Genomic DNA, 15712 nt, shown 5'->3' with positions numbered 1-15712 from the left:
GTTGTCGTCCGCGGTGTCGTTGCCCAAGCCGCCGTCGTTTCCGGGCCCATTGACCAGGCCGTGTCCGGGTCCACTTCCCAGACCGTGTCGTGCTGTTTGGGCGTGCGTCACACACTGCTCCGTGCATGGATGCCGGCGCACTGGAGCGTCCCGCCGTCTTGGTGCGGGGGCTTTCCCCCGCAGCGGGGAACCTGCTCCGGCCCGCGCCCCGGGGCCTCTTCGGCCCGAATGCGTCGCGACACACCCGGATGGCCTCGCTCCGGTGGAGCGATCTCCGTACGGGACGGACATTCGGCTCAACGACAAGGCCGCTACGACGGGGAGCCCGCACCGATGCCGACCACAGCTCTGCCCCCTGCCCTGACCCCTGACGAGCTCGACGTTCAGGTCGCTCGTCTCCATGACACGGACGCGTGGCGGCAGATCGTCACGGGCTGGGACCGCACGGCCCCCGACCCCGGGCATCCCGCCCCGGCGGAGCCTGATCCGGGCCGGCCCGCTCCAGCCACAGCGTCAGGCCCGGCCCCGGCCGACTGGCGCGACCTGCTGTCCGTGCCGGTCGATCAGCTGATCGCGGACACCGTCCGTGCCCTGCCCGCCGCCGCGCCGCGCGAGCGTCCGCTCCCCGGGCGGCTCGGTGCGGTACTGCCCGACCGGCTCCACTCCTGGCGCCGCATCGGACAGCCCGAGGTCCGGCCCTCCACCCATCTCGCCCACGCACGGCAGATCCTTACCGAGTGGGGCTGGCAGAACACCCCGTACCGGCTGCGCAACGCGAGAGGCGCCCGCTGTGTGTGCGGTGCCATGCTCACCGCGCACCGCCTCGGCTACGGTTCGGCGGCCACCGTCGACCGGGCCGGCGCCTGGCTGATCACCGAGCTCCGCTCGCAGGGCTGGACCGGGCTGATCGGGCCCTGGAACCGGTACCCCGGACGCACCGCCGCGGACGCCGTCGCACTGATCGACGCCACCATCAGCCGCGCGGCCCGCGCCGGGCAGTAAAGAGGAACCCGGCCCCCGGGCGGGCCCGGCGGAAACACTGGGCCGGTGAGCTGTGGGCCGGTCGGCCCGGCCGCTCAGAAGGGCTCGTCCAGCCCTTCCGTGTCCTCGCCCTCTTCTTCGAGCGCCCTGCGCACCACGCGCAGGGCCATTCCCTCCCCGTATCCCTTGCGGGCGAGCATGCCCGCAAGCCTGCGCAGCCGCTTGTCCCGGTCCAGCCCCCGTGTGGAGCGGAGTTTGCGGGATACGAGTTCGCGCGCCGTCGCCTCCTCCTGATCCGGGTCGAGCCGGCCGACGGCCTCGTCGATGACCGTCGTGTCCACACCCTTGGTCCGCAGCTCACGGACGAGGGCGCGACGGGCGAGCCCCCGGCCGCGATGCCTGGACTCCACCCAGGCATCGGCGAACGCGGCATCGTTGATCAGCCCGACATCCTCGAAGCGCGACAGCACCGCTTCTGCGGCCTCGTCCGGGATCTCCCGTTTGCGCAGGGCGTCCGCGAGCTGCTTGCGGGTGCGGGGAGTCCCGGTGAGCAGCCGCAGACAGACGTCCCGCGCCTGCTCGACCGGGTCTCGCGGCTCCCCCTTCTCGGCCCTCGACGAGGAGGGGGAGCCGCTGCTTCTGGAACGGGACCGGGAACGGCGCCCGCCCCCTTCACCGAACCCGGAGCCCGAGCCCGATCCCCTGCCCCGGCCGGCCCCCGCTGCCGGTTCGTGAGGGAGATCGGATTCCGACCCGGATCCGGTGGTGTGTCCGGCGGCGGATTCGGGGCCGGGGCCCTCGCCGGACTCGGCGGCGGTGCCCGGCCACTCCGTACGACGCGTCACGGTCTAGCTCTTGGCCGCCGCCGTCTTGGCCGGCTTGGTCTTGCCGGCCGCGGCGGTCACCGGCTTGGCGGCAGCGTCGGCCGGAGCCGCGGCAGCGCCGGCCGCGTCCGCTCCGGGCTCGGCGGGGGCCGCGTCGGGCCGCACACCGACGCCCAGCTTCTCCAGGATCTTCTTCTCGATCTCGTTGGCGAGATCGGGATTGTCCTTGAGGAAGTTACGGGCGTTCTCCTTGCCCTGGCCGAGCTGGTCGCCCTCGTACGTGTACCAGGCGCCGGCCTTGCGCACGAAGCCGTGGTCCACGCCCATGTCGATCAGACCGCCCTCGCGGCTGATGCCCTGGCCGTAGAGGATGTCGAACTCGGCCTGCTTGAACGGCGGCGCGACCTTGTTCTTGACGACCTTGACACGGGTGCGGTTACCGACGGCGTCGGTGCCGTCCTTGAGCGTCTCGATCCGTCGGATGTCGAGGCGCACCGAGGCGTAGAACTTCAGCGCGCGGCCACCGGTGGTGGTCTCCGGCGAGCCGAACATCACGCCGATCTTCTCGCGGAGCTGGTTGATGAAGATCGCGGTGGTCTTGGACTGGTTGAGCGCGCTGGTGATCTTCCGGAGCGCCTGGCTCATCAGCCGGGCCTGCAGACCCACGTGCGAGTCACCCATCTCGCCCTCGATCTCCGCACGGGGCACCAGGGCCGCCACGGAGTCGATGACGATCAGGTCGAGGGCGCCCGAGCGGATCAGCATGTCCACGATCTCGAGGGCCTGCTCACCGTTGTCCGGCTGGGACAGGATGAGGTTGTCGATGTCGACACCGAGCTTCTTCGCGTACTCGGGGTCGAGGGCGTGTTCGGCATCGATGAAGGCCACCGTGCCGCCGAGCTTCTGCGCGTTCGCCACGGCGTGCAGCGTCAGCGTGGTCTTACCGGAGGACTCCGGCCCGTACACCTCCACCACACGGCCGCGCGGCAGGCCGCCGACGCCGAGCGCGACGTCCAGTGCCGTCGAGCCGGTGGGGATCACTTCGATGGGCTCGTTCGGCCGCTCGCCGAGGCGCATTACCGCGCCCTTGCCGAATTGCCGCTCGATCTGTGCGAGTGCGGCGTCCAGCGCCTTCTCGCGGTCGTTTCCTGCCATGGGTTCCACCCGATTTACTTGAGTCGATCGCTTCACGTCTCAGACGCTAACCCCTGCCACTGACAATGGGCCTCGACGTCCTCCCGGCCTGTGGACAACTCCACGGTCGAGCCCGGCAAAAGCCGGCCGGAATCACATGAGAACGGATGTTCGATTTTGGTGTCAAGCGCGCCACGCCACACCGACTCGCCCTCAGGATAGCGCTGCGACATCGGGCAATGGCGGAACAATGCCGCACATCAGGCATCGCACCCAAGCCGCCGCTATACGGGCGCAGCGGACCGGAATCGGTACCCGCACCCCCTCGGGCCGGCCTCAGGATCGCGGCCGCCCCCGCCCCTGGCCCGCGTCCGGCCCCTCGCCCTCTTCCGGCCCTTCGCCCGCGTCCGGCCCCTGCCCGCCGCCGTTCTCCGGGGCATGCCGGAAGCGGCGCAGCCGCGCCGCCAGCGGTTCGCCGAGCCGCCACTGGTGCCGACCGTGCACCCTCGGGTCGTCCGTGACGTCGTACCGCTTCACGTAGGCGCCGAGGAAGGCCTGCAGCGTGGCCACCGCCGGGATGGCGATCAGCGCGCCGACGGCGCCCATCAGCGCCGTGCCCGCGATCACCGAGCCGAAGGCGACCGCCGGGTGGATGTCCACGGTCCTGGCGGTCAGCTTGGGCTGCAGCACGTAGTTCTCGAACTGCTGGTACACCACCACGAACCCGAGGACCCAGAGGGCGTACCAGGGGTCGACGGTGAAGGCGATCAGCATCGGCAGGGCACCCGCCAGATAGGTGCCGATCGTGGGGATGAACTGCGACACGAGCCCGACCCAGACCGCGAGCGCCGGAGCGTACGGCACTCCGAGTGCCGCCAGCAGGATGTAGTGCGCGATTCCGGAGATGAGCGCCATCAGGCCGCGCGAGTAGAGGTATCCGCCGGTCTTGGCGACCGCGATCTCCCAGGCCCGCAGTACCTCGGCCTGGCGGGAGGGCGGGAGGACGGAGCACAGTCCTCGGCGCAGCCGGGGCCCGTCGGCCGCGAAGTAGAAGGAGAACAGGAAGATCGTCAGCAGCCGGAACAGACCGCCGAGCACCGTGGTCGACACGTCGAGCACACCGGTCGCGCTGTTCTGGACGTACTTCTGCAACCAGTCGGAGTGCAGCAGGCTGTCCTGCACCTCGACCCGGGAGAGCTCCGTGTGGAAGGTCTGGTTGACCCAGTTGATCACCGAGTCGAGGTACTTGGGGAACTCGTCGACCATGTCGACGATCTGCCCCGCGAGCATCGAGCCGAGCATCACGACGAAGCCGACGCTCGCGATCAGGACGGCGAGGAAGACCAGGAAGGTGGCGAGGCCCCGGCGCATACCGGCGGCAGACATGCGGCTCACCGCGGGCTCGATGGCGAGCGCCAGGAAGAAGGCGATCAGCACATTGATCAGCAGCCCGATGAGCTGGTCGAACGCCCAGCTGCCGAGCCGGAAGCAGGCGTAGAGCGCCAGGGCCAGCACCATCGCACGCGGCAGCCAGGCAGGCATGCGGACCGGCCCGGCACCCGACGGCGGGGCCGGTGGCTCGACCGGCGGGACGGGCGGGGTGAGGGGCGGCTGGGTCTGAGCGGTCTCGTCTGTCGGTGCCACGGAACCAGTCTCGCCTACGGCTGCGACACCCCGGCGCGCACCCCGGACAACCGGCCTCCGGAGGAGGGCGCTGAACTGCGCCTCAGCGCTTGTCCGCGGGGATGCCGACAGCCGTGCAGACTCCGCGCCAGACGTCCTTGGTCTCCCAGCCGGCGGCCAGTGCCTCATGGACCGTGCGGCCGCCGAGCTCGGCCATCACATGGTCGCGCGCGAAGGAGTCGGCGTAGCCCTCGCCGAAGTGGTCAGCCATCCGTTCCCAGAAAATCGTCAACCGCATGCCATCAGTATCCCGCTCCTGAGAGTGCAGCCGGGCCGCCTGCCCTTGCCGGGAGCTCGTACCGGCTTACGGTCGGTCCATGGCTGGAACCGGAGAAAATCCCCTCAACCGTGCCGAGCAGTTCATCTGGCTCACGGCCCGTGTCCTCGAACAGCGGCGGTTCGCCCATCACTTCCTGAACGGAAGCGCCGACGCCGTGGAAACGGCGCTGGCCGCCTATCTCAACGAGGACGGCGGGTACGGTCACGCGCTCGAACCCGATCTGCGCGGGCCCGTCAGCCAGCCGCTGCACACGGCCCACGCGCTGAGCGTCCTCGACTCCATCGGCCGCTGCAACGGGATCCGGGTGGAGCGGATCTGCCGCTTCCTTACGGACGTGTCCACGAAGGAGGGGGCGCTGCCCGCCCTGCTCCCCTCGCAACGCGGCTATCCGGCCGCGCCCTTCATTCCGATCGTCGACGACCCGCCGGCCGAGCTGCTGGCCACCGGTCCCGTTGTCGGGCTGCTGCACCGCAACGCGGTGTGGCATGCCTGGCTGTTCCGGGCCACCGACTTCTGCTGGGCCGCCGTCGACGCCCTTCAGGTGTCGCATCCGTACGAGATCGAGGCGGCCGTCGCCTTTCTCGACGGCGCCCCGGACCGGTCACGGGCCGAGGCGGCGGCCGATCGGCTGGGGCGCCTGGTGCGCGACCAGCGGCTCGCCGTGCTGGATCCGGAGCAGCGGGCGCAGTACCCGGTGGCGGCCGGTTACGCACCGGGCGAGCAGCACTTCCCGTACGACTACGCCCGCGCCCCGGAGTCGCTCGCCCGCCGGTGGTTCACCGATGCGGAGATGGAACTGTCGCTGGACCATCTCGCGGCCGGGCAGGAGGCGGACGGCGGCTGGCCGGTGACCTGGCGGCAATGGGCGCCGGGGACCGCACTGGAGGGGCGGCCCCTGGTGACGCTCAGGGCGTTGCAGACGCTGCGCGCGCACGGGCGGCACCTGGGCTGACCCGGGCCCGCCCGCCGCGCGCGTTCACCCGAGGGCGCGCACTGCGGCGGTGACGGCCACGGCGGCGCCCACCACCACAAGGAAGGGGGCGCGCAGGACGAGCGCGAGCGCCGCCGCGGCGAGACCCGCGCCCCGGGCGTCGAGCACCAGATGCTGTCCGTCGCCGAAGGTCTGCTGCGCGGTCAGGGCGGCCAGGAGCGCCACCGGCAGCAGTGCGGCGAGGCGCTGCACGACGGGGCGTTCCAGGGCTCCGGCGGGCACCAGGAGGCCGAGGAGTTTGGCGAGGTAGCAGCCGACGATTGTCAGTGCGATGGCGATCCAGACGTTCATCGGCCGTCCTCCGGCGTGGTCGTGCGCAGGCCCTTCGCGCTCGGCGCGTTCTCGGGGTGCTCGGGGTGTTGCGGGCCCGGCCCCTTGCCGCGTCCCTTCACAAAGAGGACGACGGGCGCCGCGAGCGCGGACACCAGTACCGGCACCCCGGCGGGGAGCATCGGCAGCAGACCGAGGGCAAGGACGACCGCGAGCCCCGCGGTGACGCGCTCCGTCGTGGTCTTCAGCATCGGCGCGAGCAGGGCGAGGAAGACTGCGGGGCTGGCCGCGTCCAGCCCCCAGGCGTCGGTGTCGCCGAGCGCCTCGGCGCCCAGCGCACCGACCAGTGTGGTGAGGTTCCACAGCACGTAGAGCGTGAGCCCGGTGACGGTGAAGCCGATCCGGGCAGCCCGCCGGGTGGGCTGGGGCAGCGTCACGGCCGTCGTCTCGTCGATGACCCAGTGGGCGGCGAAGGGGCGCACGGCGCGCGGAAGGGCCAGCAGTTGCGACAACCGCAGGCCGTAGAACGAGTTGCGCACGCCGAGGAAGAAGGCGCCTGCTGCCGCGGTGTACGGATTCCCGCCTGCGGCGAGGGCGCCGACCAGGGCGAACTGGGAGGCGCCGGTGAAGACCAGCAGGCTGAGCGCGCAGGTCTGCAGCAGGCTCAGCCCGGAGCCGGCCGAGGTGACGCCGAAGGCGAAGCCGGAGAGTCCGACGGCTATTCCGACGCCGAGCGCGTCCCGTACGACGGCCGCGTCCGGCTTGGCACCGGCGGTGATCACGCTGCCGCCGGCCGGCTCACCGGCTCGCTGAGGTGTTGTCTGTTCTGCCACGTCCGGAACGCTACCCGCGCGATTCAGGATGGGTCTTGTACGTTCTTGCACGTTCGCGCTGGTAGGCGCCGGGCGGCACGCCAACGATCCGGGTGAAGTGACGGTTGAGATGCGGCTGATCGGTGAAGCCGACCTCGGCGGCCGCCACCGCGGGCGGTGTGCCCGCGTCGAGCATCCGGCGCGCACGGCGGACCCGGGCGTCGGTGAGCCAGGTGTGCGGCGGCATCCCGTACTGCTTCCTGAAGGCTCTCAGCAGGGCGAACGGGCTGGTGCCCAGCTCGGTGGCGAGGGCCTCCAGAGTGGGCGGCCCGGCCATCCTGCTCTCCAGTACGGCGCGGGCCCGCTCGGCGTCCCGCACCCCCGCCGCCCTGGGTTCGAGGGCGGGAAGGGCGCTGCCGTGGCGGGTGAGCAGGCGCGTGACCATGATCCGCAGAACGCTGTCCGCGGCGAGTGCGTTGCCCTCCTCCGCCGCGCGGTGCACCTCACCGATGAGGCGGGCCGCGTACGGATCGCTCACGTCGGTCTCCGTGAAGCCGACCGTGCCCCGCAGGCTCGTCGTCTCGGCCGCGATGTCGTTGATCACCTGTGCGGACGGGTAGATCGTGGCGTACACCCACCCCTCGGGAACGCCGGCCGTGGCGGTGTGCGGCACCTCGGGGTTGATCATCACGACGGAGCCGGGGCCCGCGTGGACGATGCCGCCGGGCAGCGCCACGTCCTCGACACCCTGGGTGACGGCACCGAGGACATAGCCCTCGTGGCTGTGGCGCGGGAAGGTATGGCGGACGTAGCGGGCCCTCAGCAGGTCGAGGTCGGGCAGTTCCGGGTACTGCCAGTGCCTCGCCCACTCCCCCGGTCCCGCGGTTGCCGCCATACCCGAATTCTCGCAGCTCGCGGCCGTTGTCAGTGGCGGGGTGCACGATGGGGGCATGACCGGCTCCGCACTCGATTCCTTCTCCGCCGCGACCCGAAGCTGGTTCACCGGCGCCTTCAGCGCGCCGACGGCCGCGCAGGAGGGCGCCTGGCGGGCGATCGGTGAGGGGTCGGACGTACTGGTCGTCGCACCGACCGGATCGGGCAAGACCCTGGCGGCCTTTCTCGCCGCCCTGGACCAGCTGACGGCGGTCCCGCCGCCCGCCGAGGCGAAGAAGCGCTGCCGGGTGCTGTACGTATCACCCCTCAAGGCCCTCGCGGTCGACGTGGAGCGCAACCTCCGCTCCCCGCTCACCGGGATCCGCCAGGAGTCGGTGCGCCTCGGGCTGCCGGAGCCCGAGGTGCGGGTGGGGATCCGCTCGGGCGACACCCCGCCCGCCGAGCGCCGCTCGATGGCGACCAGGCCGCCGGACATCCTGATCACGACGCCCGAGTCCCTGTTCCTGATGCTGACCTCGTCGGCCCGGGAGGCACTGGCCGGGATCGAGACGGTGATCCTGGACGAGGTGCACGCCGTCGCGGGCACCAAGCGTGGCGCCCATCTCGCCCTGTCGCTCGAGCGTCTCGACGAGCTGCTGCCCCGGCCCGCCCGCCGGATCGGCCTGTCCGCCACGGTCCGCCCGGTCGACGAAGTGGCGCGGTTCCTCTCCCCGCAGCGGAGGGTGGAGATCGTCCAGCCGGTCTCCACCAAGCAGTTCGATCTGTCGGTGGTCGTGCCGGTCGAGGATCTGGGCGAGCTCGGCGGCTCCCCCGCCGCCGGCCCGGACACCGCGGACCAGGCGGACAAGCCGTCGATCTGGCCGCATGTGGAGGAGCGGATCGCCGATCTCGTCCAGGCACACCGCTCCACCATCGTGTTCGCCAACTCCCGCCGGCTGGCCGAGCGGCTCTGCAACCGGCTCAATGAGATCGCGTACGAGCGGGCCACCGGCGAGACGATGCCCGATGCCCACTCACCTGCCGAGATCATGGCCGAGTCGGGTGCCGCGAAGGGTGCGCCCGCCCTGCTCGCGCGGGCACACCACGGTTCCGTCTCCAAGGAGCAGCGGGCCCAGGTCGAGGAAGACCTCAAAGCGGGCAGGCTGCCCGCGGTGGTCGCCACCTCGAGCCTGGAGCTGGGTATCGACATGGGCGCGGTCGACCTGGTGATCCAGGTGGAGTCACCACCGTCGGTCGCCTCCGGGCTGCAACGGGTGGGCCGGGCCGGACACCAGGTGGGGGCGGTGTCCACCGGTGTCGTCTTCCCGAAGTACCGGGGTGACCTGGTGCAGGCCGCGGTGGTCACCGAGCGGATGCGCGAGGGGGCCATCGAAGCGCTGCGGATCCCGTCCAATCCGCTGGACGTGCTGGCCCAGCAACTGGTCGCGATGGTCGCTCTGGACAGCTGGCAGGCGGACGACCTGCTGGCCGTGACCCGCCGGGCGGCACCCTTCGCCTCGCTCCCCGAGTCGGCGTTCACCTCCGTGCTCGACATGCTGGCCGGCCGCTATCCGTCCGACGCCTTCGCGGAACTGCGCCCGCGCGTGGTCTGGGACCGCGTCGCCGGCACGGTCACGGGCCGCCCGGGCGCCCAGCGGCTCGCCGTCACCTCCGGTGGCACCATCCCCGACCGAGGGCTCTTCGGGGTCTTCCTCGCGGGCGCCGACCCGAAGAAGGGCGGCGGCCGGGTCGGTGAGCTGGACGAGGAGATGGTCTACGAGTCCCGGGTCGGGGACGTCTTCACGCTGGGCACCACGTCCTGGCGGATCGAGGACATCACCCGCGACCGGGTCCTGGTCTCGCCCGCGCCCGGCGTTCCGGGACGGCTGCCGTTCTGGAAGGGCGACCAGCTGGGCCGCCCGCTGGAGCTGGGCCGGGCCCTCGGCGCCTTCCTCCGCGAGCTCGGCGGGCTGTCCCCCGGGGCCGCGCGGGAAAGACTGCTGGCCGCCGGCCTGGACACCTGGGCCGTGGACAACGTGCTGGCCTACATCGACGAGCAGCGCCGGGCCTGCGGTCATGTGCCGGACGACCGGACGATCCTCGTCGAGCGCTTCCGGGACGAGCTCGGTGACTGGCGCGTCGTGGTGCACTCACCCTTCGGCGCCCAGGTGCACGCCCCCTGGGCGCTGGCGCTCAGCGCCCGTCTCGCCGAGCGGTACGGGATGGACGCCCAGGTCATGCATGCCGACGACGGCATCGTCCTCAGGCTGCCGGACGCCGACATGATGGGCCTGGATCTCCTGGACTTCGATCCGGTGGACCAGGACCGGTCACCCGAATCCGGCGGCGGGGCAGCCGCCCCGCCGAACCTCGCCCTCGACAGCGATCAGCCCCCGGTCGGCGCCGCCGACGTCGCCTTCGACCAGGGCGAGATCGGGCAGATCGTCACCGACCAGGTGGGCGGTTCCGCCCTGTTCGCCTCCCGGTTCCGCGAGTGCGCGGCCCGCGCACTGCTGCTGCCCCGCCGCAGCCCCGGCAAGCGCACCCCTCTGTGGCAGCAGCGCCAGCGGGCCTCACAGCTCCTCCAGGTCGCCTCCGAGTTCGGCTCGTTCCCCATCGTCCTGGAAGCGGTCCGCGAATGCCTCCAGGACGTCTTCGACGTCCCCGGGCTCACCGAAGTGATGGGCGATCTGGAAGCACGCCGGATCCGCCTGGTCGAGGTGACGACCCAGGAGCCCTCACCCTTCGCGCGCTCGCTGCTGTTCGGCTACGTCGCACAGTTCCTGTACGAGGGCGACTCGCCCCTCGCCGAACGGCGGGCGGCCGCGCTCTCCCTCGACTCGCACCTTCTGGCCGAGCTGCTGGGCCAGGCCGAGCTGCGCGAGCTGCTGGACGCGGACGTCCTGACCGAGCTGGAGCGGGAGCTCCAGTGGCTGGCCGAGGACCGCCGGATCAAGGACATCGAGGGCGTCGCCGACCTGCTGAGGGTCCTGGGCCCGCTCACCGCAGCCGAGCTGGCCGAGCGCGGGGCGCAGGAGCCGTGGGCGCGGGAGCTGTCATCGGCCCGCCGGGCCATCCGGGTCCGGATCGGCGGTGACGAGCACTGGGCGGCGATCGAGGACGCCGGCCGGCTGCGCGACGCGCTGGGCACGGCCCTCCCCGTCGGCGTCCCCGAGGCGTTCACCGAACCGGTGAAGGACCCCCTCGGCGACCTCCTCGCCCGCTACGCCCGTACGCACGGCCCGTTCACCTCCACCGCTGCGGCCGCCCGCTTCGGTCTCGGCACGGCGGTCACCGACGGCGCGCTGCAGCGCCTGGCTGCCTCCGGCCGGATCGTCCAGGGGGAGTTCCACCCCGCCGGCATCGGCCAGGAGTGGTGCGACGCCACGGTGCTGCGCCGGCTGCGGCGCCGCTCGCTCGCCGCGCTCCGGCATGAGCTGGAGCCGGTCCCGCCCGCCGCCCTGGCGGGCTTCCTGCCCCAGTGGCAGCACCTCGGCAGCAACAGCCTGCGCGGAATCGACGGACTGGCCCGCGCCATCGAGCAGTTGCAGGGTGCTCCGGTGCCCGCGTCGGCCCTGGAGAAGCTGGTGCTGCCCGGCCGCGTCTCCGGCTACTCCCCCGCGCTGCTGGACGAACTCACCACCACCGGCGAGGTCGTCTGGGCCGGTGCGGGCGCCCTCCCCGGCAAGGACGGCTGGCTCTCCCTGTATCCGGCCGACAGCGCCCCCCTGCTGCTGGCTCCCCCGCGTCCGCTCGAACTCAGCGCGCTGCACGAATCCGTACTCACCACCCTCAACGGCGGATATGGGCTCTTCTTCCGCCAGATCGCCGATCAGGTCCGGGCCACCACGCACCCGGACTGCACCGATCCGCAGCTCGCGGACGCCCTCTGGGACCTCACCTGGTCGGGCCGGCTCACCAACGACACCCTCGCACCGCTGCGCTCCCTGCTGGGCTCGGGCCGCACCGCCGGATCGACCGCGCACCGCGCCCGGAGGAACGTGCCGCGCGGCCGTTACGGCTCGCTGACGGCCTCGGCCCGTCCAACCTCCCGCAACGGCCCGCCCACGGTCTCGGGCCGCTGGTCGCTGCTGCCCGCCGTCGAACCCGAACCCACGCACCGGGCCCACGCACTGGCCCGCACCCTGCTGGACCGGCACGGTGTGGTGACGCGCGGCGCGGTCCAGGCCGAGGGCGTCGAGGGCGGTTTCTCCGCCGCGTACCGCGTGCTGTCGGTCTTCGAGGACAACGGGCAGGCGCGCCGAGGTTACGTCGTGGAGGGGCTGGGGGCCGCACAGTTCGCGATGGACGGCGCGGTCGACCGCCTCCGCGCGGCCTCCACCGCCCGCGACCGCAAGGAACCGGGCCTGGCTCCCACCGCCCTGGTCCTCGCGGCGGCCGATCCGGCCAATGCTTATGGAGCGGCGCTGCCCTGGCCCGAGCCACCGGACGGGGCCGGGCACAAACCCGGCCGAAAGGCGGGCTCCCTCGTGGTCCTGGTCGACGGCGAGCTGACGCTGTACATGGAGCGCGGCGGGAAGACGCTGCTGGCCTGGCCGACCGATCCGGAGGACCCCGCGCTGCGGGCGGCCGCCGCCGCTCTGGCCGAGGCCGCCCGCGCCGGGGCACTCGGCACGGTGACGGTGGAGCGCACCAACGGCGCCTCGGCACTGACCTCGCCGCTGGGCCGCACACTGGAGTCGGCCGGCTTCCTCGCCACCCCGAGAGGCCTGCGCCTACGCGCCTGAGCCGGCCTCCGAGCCCGAGCCCGACCACCGTCTCCCGCTCCCGCTCCCACGAAAGCCCACACCCACCGCGCACACCACGGACCTTCCCATCCCGCCCACTGCCGCGAATCCCGCGCATCATGGAGGCATGCCCGAAGGAGACACCGTCCTGCAGACCGCCAGGCGTCTGCACCAGGCGCTCGCCGGTCAGGTCCTCACCAGGTCCGACCTCCGCGTCCCCCGGTTCGCCACCGCCGACCTCACCGGCCGGACCGTGCTCGGCGCCCTCTCACGCGGCAAGCATCTGCTGACCCGTTTCGAGGGCGGTCTCACCCTCCACAGCCACCTGCGGATGGACGGCGCCTGGCGGATCTACGGCCCCGGCGAACGCTGGCGCGGCGGCCCCGCACACCAGATCCGCGCCGTCCTCGCCAACACCGCCCACACGGCCATCGGCTACCGCCTCCCGGTCCTGGAACTCCTGCGCACCGCCGACGAGGAGCAGGCGGTGGGCCATCTCGGCCCCGACCTCCTGGGCCCCGACTGGGACGCCGCAAAGGCGCTGCGCAATCTCCTGGCCGACCCCGCCCGGCCGCTCGGCGAGGCTCTCCTGGACCAGCGCAACCTGGCCGGCATCGGCAACATCTACAAGACCGAGCTGTGCTTCCTGGCCCGTGCCACCCCCTGGCTCCCCATCGGCGATCTGCCCGCCGCCACGGCCGCGCTCCTGGTGAGCACCGCCCACCAGCTCCTCGAAGCCAACCGCGCCCGCCCGGTCCGGATCACCACCACCGGCGCACGCCCCCGCACCACCACGGGGCAGCCGTTCCGCACCGGCCGCACGGGCGAGAACCTCTGGGTCTACGGCAGGACCCACCGCCCCTGCCTGCGCTGCGGAACGCCCATCCGTACGGCGGAGCAGGACGCCCGCCCCGCCTACTGGTGTCCACGCTGTCAATCCGGCCCCACCCCATAGTTGACGGGCCGTCAGATTCAGTCGTACGGTCCGGTCATGTCCCTTGCCGCGTACGACCTCACCGGCCGATCCGCGTTCGTCACCGGCGCGGCGGGCGGCATCGGCCGCGCCTGCGCCGTTCTGCTCGCGGAGGCGGGTGCAGCCGTCCACTGCGCGGATCTCGAGGCCAAGGGCCTGCGGGAGACCCTGGAGCTGATCAACGCGGCAGGTGGCGAAGCCCACACGCACCCGCTGGATGTCACCGACCGCGATCAGGTCCGGGCCGCCGTCGCGGCCGCCGGGGATCTCGACATCCTGGCCGCCGTCGCCGGGATCATGCACACGAGCAGCGTCCTGGAGACCGCCGACGAGGACCTCGACCGGGTGCTCTCGGTCAACTTCAAGGGCGTCCTGTACGCCTGCCAGGAAGTGGCCCGCACCATGCTCGCGCGCGGGGCCCCCGGGTCGCTGATCACCATGGCCTCGGGTGCGGTCGACTCCGCGAGCCCCGGACTGCTCTGCTACAGCACGGCCAAGGCGGCGGTGGTCCAGCTGACCAAGACCCTGGCGACCGAACTGGGGCCGCACGCCATTCGGGTCAACGCCGTCGCGCCGGGCTGGGTCCGCACTCCCATGACCGCCCGCCACGACGCGGAGCAGCAGCGGCGCGCGGAGGCCACCATGGTCCGGATCTCGCCGCTGGGCCGGGTCGGCGAGCCCATGGACGTGGCGCACACGGTGCTGCATCTGGCGTCCGACGCGTCGGCCTTCATGACGGGTCAGATCCTCCGCCCGAACGGCGGCGTCGCCATGCCCTGGTAGCCACCGCGCCGGCCCACCAGGACCGCACCCCCGCGGCGCACCGTCGCAGCAGGCCGGTTCCCGCGTCGAATATGCCGATCGGCCTGGCGGTCGCGGCCACGTGCACCGGCAGGAGACTCAGCCCCCAGCCGCCCGCCGCCACCGCTCCCTCGACCACTCCGGCGTGCGCCGGCTCCAGCAGCAGCCGCAGCACGGCCCACCACCACACACCGCTGAGAACGAGCGCCGGTACCCATCGCCGTACCATGGCTGCCTCCTCCGGCCGAGCCCAGTACCTCCCGGCAATATGTCCGGTCTGATCACCCAACGGGAGAGCGCACCGGTGCAGTACCGGCGCGCACGGCGCAGTCGCACACCCTCGCAGTCTCACCCGGCTCCGCCGGGGCCGCATCCAGAGCGGAGCCCCCACCGTTTCCGGTGGGGGCTCCGCGTCCGGGACTCAGCTCTTGTCGTCGTCGGTCAGGGAGTCCTTGACGCCCTCGGCACGCTCCTTGGCGCCGCCCATGGCGTCCTTGGTCTTGCCCTTCGCCTGGTCCGCCTTGCCTTCGGCCTCCTTGCGGCGGTCACCGGTCATCTTGCCCATGGCCTCCTTGGCCTTGCCGGTGATCTTGTCCTTCTGGCTTCCGTCGGTCATGGTGACTCCTCGAATGAAGGGGAAACTCGGATGGGGGGCAGGGGGCGGGCTCAGGCGCTCTCGGCCTGGAACATCCACGCGTGCTTCTCGAGATCAGCGGTCAGCGTGATCAGAATGTCCTGGCTGACCGGATCCGGGTCGCCGGTCACCTCGATCCGCTCCCGCATCCGGCCGATCACCACACCGAGGGCGTCGACCAGCGTCCGTACCGCGTCCACGTCCTTGACCCAGCCCTCGGGCACGGAGTCGATGGCCGTGGTCCTGGCGATCGTCCCCGACCGCCCGTCCGGATTGACGCCGAGCGCGGAGGCCCGTTCGGCCACCGTGTCGGAGTGCTGGCGGGCGGTGTCGACGACTTCGTCGAGCTGAAGGTGCACGGACCTGAAGCGTGGCCCCACCACGTTCCAGTGGACCTGCTTCGCGACCAGCGAGAGGTCGACGAGATCCACCAGGGCGCCCTGGAGCGCACCGCCGACAGACTTGAGGTCGGCCTCGGACAGCGGGCTCTTCACCACAGACATGCACGTCTCCGATCTGTATCCGTTCCGTTCAGCACCACCCACGATGGCACAAACGAAGCAAAACGGTCATCCGGGGAGTCTCTGGTCGAGATCGTTCCCCGGTCTCACACAGACCGCCTGCCCGCCATTACGCGGACAACACACGCAGAAGCCCCGGGCCTCCCCCCGAGGGGCGGACCGGGGCTCCGGTTTCAGACCGAACCGA

The 15712-nt window shown here is 72.0% G+C and carries 15 protein-coding genes; 5 read left to right on the top strand and 10 right to left on the bottom strand.

All coding sequences use genetic code 11. From position 1 onward, the window contains the following. The first annotated feature begins 333 nt into the window (after positions 1–333). Positions 334–1002, top strand: a complete 669-nt coding sequence (locus tag ACGFU6_RS08720; protein ID WP_393609117.1) for a hypothetical protein — start codon at positions 334–336, stop codon at positions 1000–1002. Positions 1003–1076: 74 nt separating this feature from the next. Here ACGFU6_RS08720 and recX read toward each other — a convergent pair whose 3' ends face one another. The 4 genes from recX to ACGFU6_RS08700 all read right to left on the bottom strand — a co-directional run bounded on the left by recX (position 1077) and on the right by ACGFU6_RS08700 (position 4860). Further along, positions 1077–1826 carry a recombination regulator RecX gene (gene recX, locus ACGFU6_RS08715; protein ID WP_393609116.1) on the bottom strand — a complete coding sequence of 250 codons (750 nt, stop codon included), beginning with the start codon at positions 1824–1826 and terminating at the stop codon, positions 1077–1079. Positions 1827–1829: 3 nt separating this feature from the next. Next, positions 1830–2960, bottom strand: coding sequence for a recombinase RecA (gene recA, locus ACGFU6_RS08710; RefSeq protein WP_393609114.1), 1131 nt, complete (start codon positions 2958–2960; stop codon positions 1830–1832). A gap of 315 nt (positions 2961–3275) precedes the next feature. Beyond that, entirely contained in the window at positions 3276–4481 is a 1206-nt protein-coding gene (locus ACGFU6_RS08705; RefSeq protein ID WP_393609731.1) for an AI-2E family transporter, read from the bottom strand. A gap of 184 nt (positions 4482–4665) precedes the next feature. Continuing rightward, entirely contained in the window at positions 4666–4860 is a 195-nt protein-coding gene (locus ACGFU6_RS08700; RefSeq protein WP_123526908.1) for a DUF3046 domain-containing protein, read from the bottom strand. A 79-nt stretch (positions 4861–4939) separates the two neighbouring features. Here ACGFU6_RS08700 and ACGFU6_RS08695 point away from each other — a divergent pair, with 79 nt between their 5' ends. Beyond that, positions 4940–5854, top strand: coding sequence for a hypothetical protein (locus ACGFU6_RS08695; RefSeq protein WP_393609113.1), 915 nt, complete (start codon positions 4940–4942; stop codon positions 5852–5854). 24 nt (positions 5855–5878) lie between these two features. Here the strand turns inward: ACGFU6_RS08695 and ACGFU6_RS08690 are convergent, their stop codons facing one another. From ACGFU6_RS08690 to ACGFU6_RS08680, 3 genes are read right to left on the bottom strand one after another with little or no spacing between them, the layout of a single operon-like run. Next, complete coding sequence (locus ACGFU6_RS08690) at positions 5879–6184, bottom strand: AzlD domain-containing protein (RefSeq protein WP_393609111.1); 306 nt, start codon at positions 6182–6184, stop codon at positions 5879–5881. Then, the gene (locus ACGFU6_RS08685; protein ID WP_393609109.1) at positions 6181–6996 is read right to left on the bottom strand and encodes an AzlC family ABC transporter permease; all 816 of its coding nucleotides are present in this window, start codon (positions 6994–6996) and stop codon (positions 6181–6183) included. Before ACGFU6_RS08685 ends, ACGFU6_RS08690 begins: the two co-directional genes overlap by 4 nt. Positions 6997–7006: 10 nt before the next feature. After that, on the bottom strand, positions 7007–7870 hold the full coding sequence (locus tag ACGFU6_RS08680) for an AraC family ligand binding domain-containing protein (RefSeq protein WP_393609107.1): 864 nt from the start codon (positions 7868–7870) through the stop codon (positions 7007–7009). 55 nt (positions 7871–7925) lie between these two features. Here ACGFU6_RS08680 and ACGFU6_RS08675 point away from each other — a divergent pair, with 55 nt between their 5' ends. The 3 genes from ACGFU6_RS08675 to ACGFU6_RS08665 all read left to right on the top strand — a co-directional run bounded on the left by ACGFU6_RS08675 (position 7926) and on the right by ACGFU6_RS08665 (position 14352). Continuing rightward, positions 7926–12596: a DEAD/DEAH box helicase gene (locus tag ACGFU6_RS08675; protein ID WP_393609105.1), complete on the top strand. Its 4671-nt coding sequence runs from the start codon at positions 7926–7928 to the stop codon at positions 12594–12596. A gap of 127 nt (positions 12597–12723) precedes the next feature. Continuing rightward, the gene (locus ACGFU6_RS08670) at positions 12724–13551 is read left to right on the top strand and encodes a DNA-formamidopyrimidine glycosylase family protein (RefSeq protein ID WP_393609104.1); all 828 of its coding nucleotides are present in this window, start codon (positions 12724–12726) and stop codon (positions 13549–13551) included. Between the two features lie 36 nt (positions 13552–13587). Further along, on the top strand, positions 13588–14352 hold the full coding sequence (locus ACGFU6_RS08665; protein ID WP_393609102.1) for an SDR family NAD(P)-dependent oxidoreductase: 765 nt from the start codon (positions 13588–13590) through the stop codon (positions 14350–14352). On the opposite strand, the gene ACGFU6_RS08660 is transcribed toward ACGFU6_RS08665, so the two are convergent. The 3 genes from ACGFU6_RS08660 to ACGFU6_RS08650 form a co-directional block, all read right to left on the bottom strand. Beyond that, the gene (locus tag ACGFU6_RS08660; protein WP_393609100.1) at positions 14300–14599 is read right to left on the bottom strand and encodes a hypothetical protein; all 300 of its coding nucleotides are present in this window, start codon (positions 14597–14599) and stop codon (positions 14300–14302) included. The genes ACGFU6_RS08665 and ACGFU6_RS08660 overlap by 53 nt on opposite strands. A gap of 192 nt (positions 14600–14791) precedes the next feature. Beyond that, positions 14792–14986 (bottom strand): CsbD family protein, encoded by a 195-nt coding sequence (locus ACGFU6_RS08655; protein ID WP_393609099.1) that lies wholly within the window; start codon positions 14984–14986, stop codon positions 14792–14794. 50 nt (positions 14987–15036) lie between these two features. After that, positions 15037–15507, bottom strand: a complete 471-nt coding sequence (locus ACGFU6_RS08650; RefSeq protein WP_393609097.1) for a Dps family protein — start codon at positions 15505–15507, stop codon at positions 15037–15039. Positions 15508–15712: the final 205 nt, after the last annotated feature.

Origin of the sequence: Streptomyces sp. NPDC048462, from assembly GCF_043200175.1 — a bacterium.
Taxonomy (GTDB): Bacteria; Actinomycetota; Actinomycetes; order Streptomycetales; family Streptomycetaceae; genus Streptomyces.
This window is presented reverse-complemented; position numbering and strand designations above follow the sequence as displayed.

What these genes read in the sequence shown, in the direction of transcription:
- ACGFU6_RS08720 (WP_393609117.1), top strand. Translation starts at nt 334, where the DNA reads ATGCCGACCACAGCTCTGCCCCCTGCCCTGACCCCTGACGAGCTCGAC.
- recA (WP_393609114.1), bottom strand. Translation starts at nt 2,960, where the DNA reads ATGGCAGGAAACGACCGCGAGAAGGCGCTGGACGCCGCACTCGCACAG.
- ACGFU6_RS08705 (WP_393609731.1), bottom strand. Translation starts at nt 4,481, where the DNA reads ATGCCTGCCTGGCTGCCGCGTGCGATGGTGCTGGCCCTGGCGCTCTAC.
- ACGFU6_RS08700 (WP_123526908.1), bottom strand. Translation starts at nt 4,860, where the DNA reads ATGCGGTTGACGATTTTCTGGGAACGGATGGCTGACCACTTCGGCGAG.
- ACGFU6_RS08695 (WP_393609113.1), top strand. Translation starts at nt 4,940, where the DNA reads ATGGCTGGAACCGGAGAAAATCCCCTCAACCGTGCCGAGCAGTTCATC.
- ACGFU6_RS08690 (WP_393609111.1), bottom strand. Translation starts at nt 6,184, where the DNA reads ATGAACGTCTGGATCGCCATCGCACTGACAATCGTCGGCTGCTACCTC.
- ACGFU6_RS08680 (WP_393609107.1), bottom strand. Translation starts at nt 7,870, where the DNA reads ATGGCGGCAACCGCGGGACCGGGGGAGTGGGCGAGGCACTGGCAGTAC.
- ACGFU6_RS08675 (WP_393609105.1), top strand. Translation starts at nt 7,926, where the DNA reads ATGACCGGCTCCGCACTCGATTCCTTCTCCGCCGCGACCCGAAGCTGG.
- ACGFU6_RS08670 (WP_393609104.1), top strand. Translation starts at nt 12,724, where the DNA reads ATGCCCGAAGGAGACACCGTCCTGCAGACCGCCAGGCGTCTGCACCAG.
- ACGFU6_RS08665 (WP_393609102.1), top strand. Translation starts at nt 13,588, where the DNA reads ATGTCCCTTGCCGCGTACGACCTCACCGGCCGATCCGCGTTCGTCACC.
- ACGFU6_RS08660 (WP_393609100.1), bottom strand. Translation starts at nt 14,599, where the DNA reads ATGGTACGGCGATGGGTACCGGCGCTCGTTCTCAGCGGTGTGTGGTGG.
- ACGFU6_RS08655 (WP_393609099.1), bottom strand. Translation starts at nt 14,986, where the DNA reads ATGACCGACGGAAGCCAGAAGGACAAGATCACCGGCAAGGCCAAGGAG.
- ACGFU6_RS08650 (WP_393609097.1), bottom strand. Translation starts at nt 15,507, where the DNA reads ATGTCTGTGGTGAAGAGCCCGCTGTCCGAGGCCGACCTCAAGTCTGTC.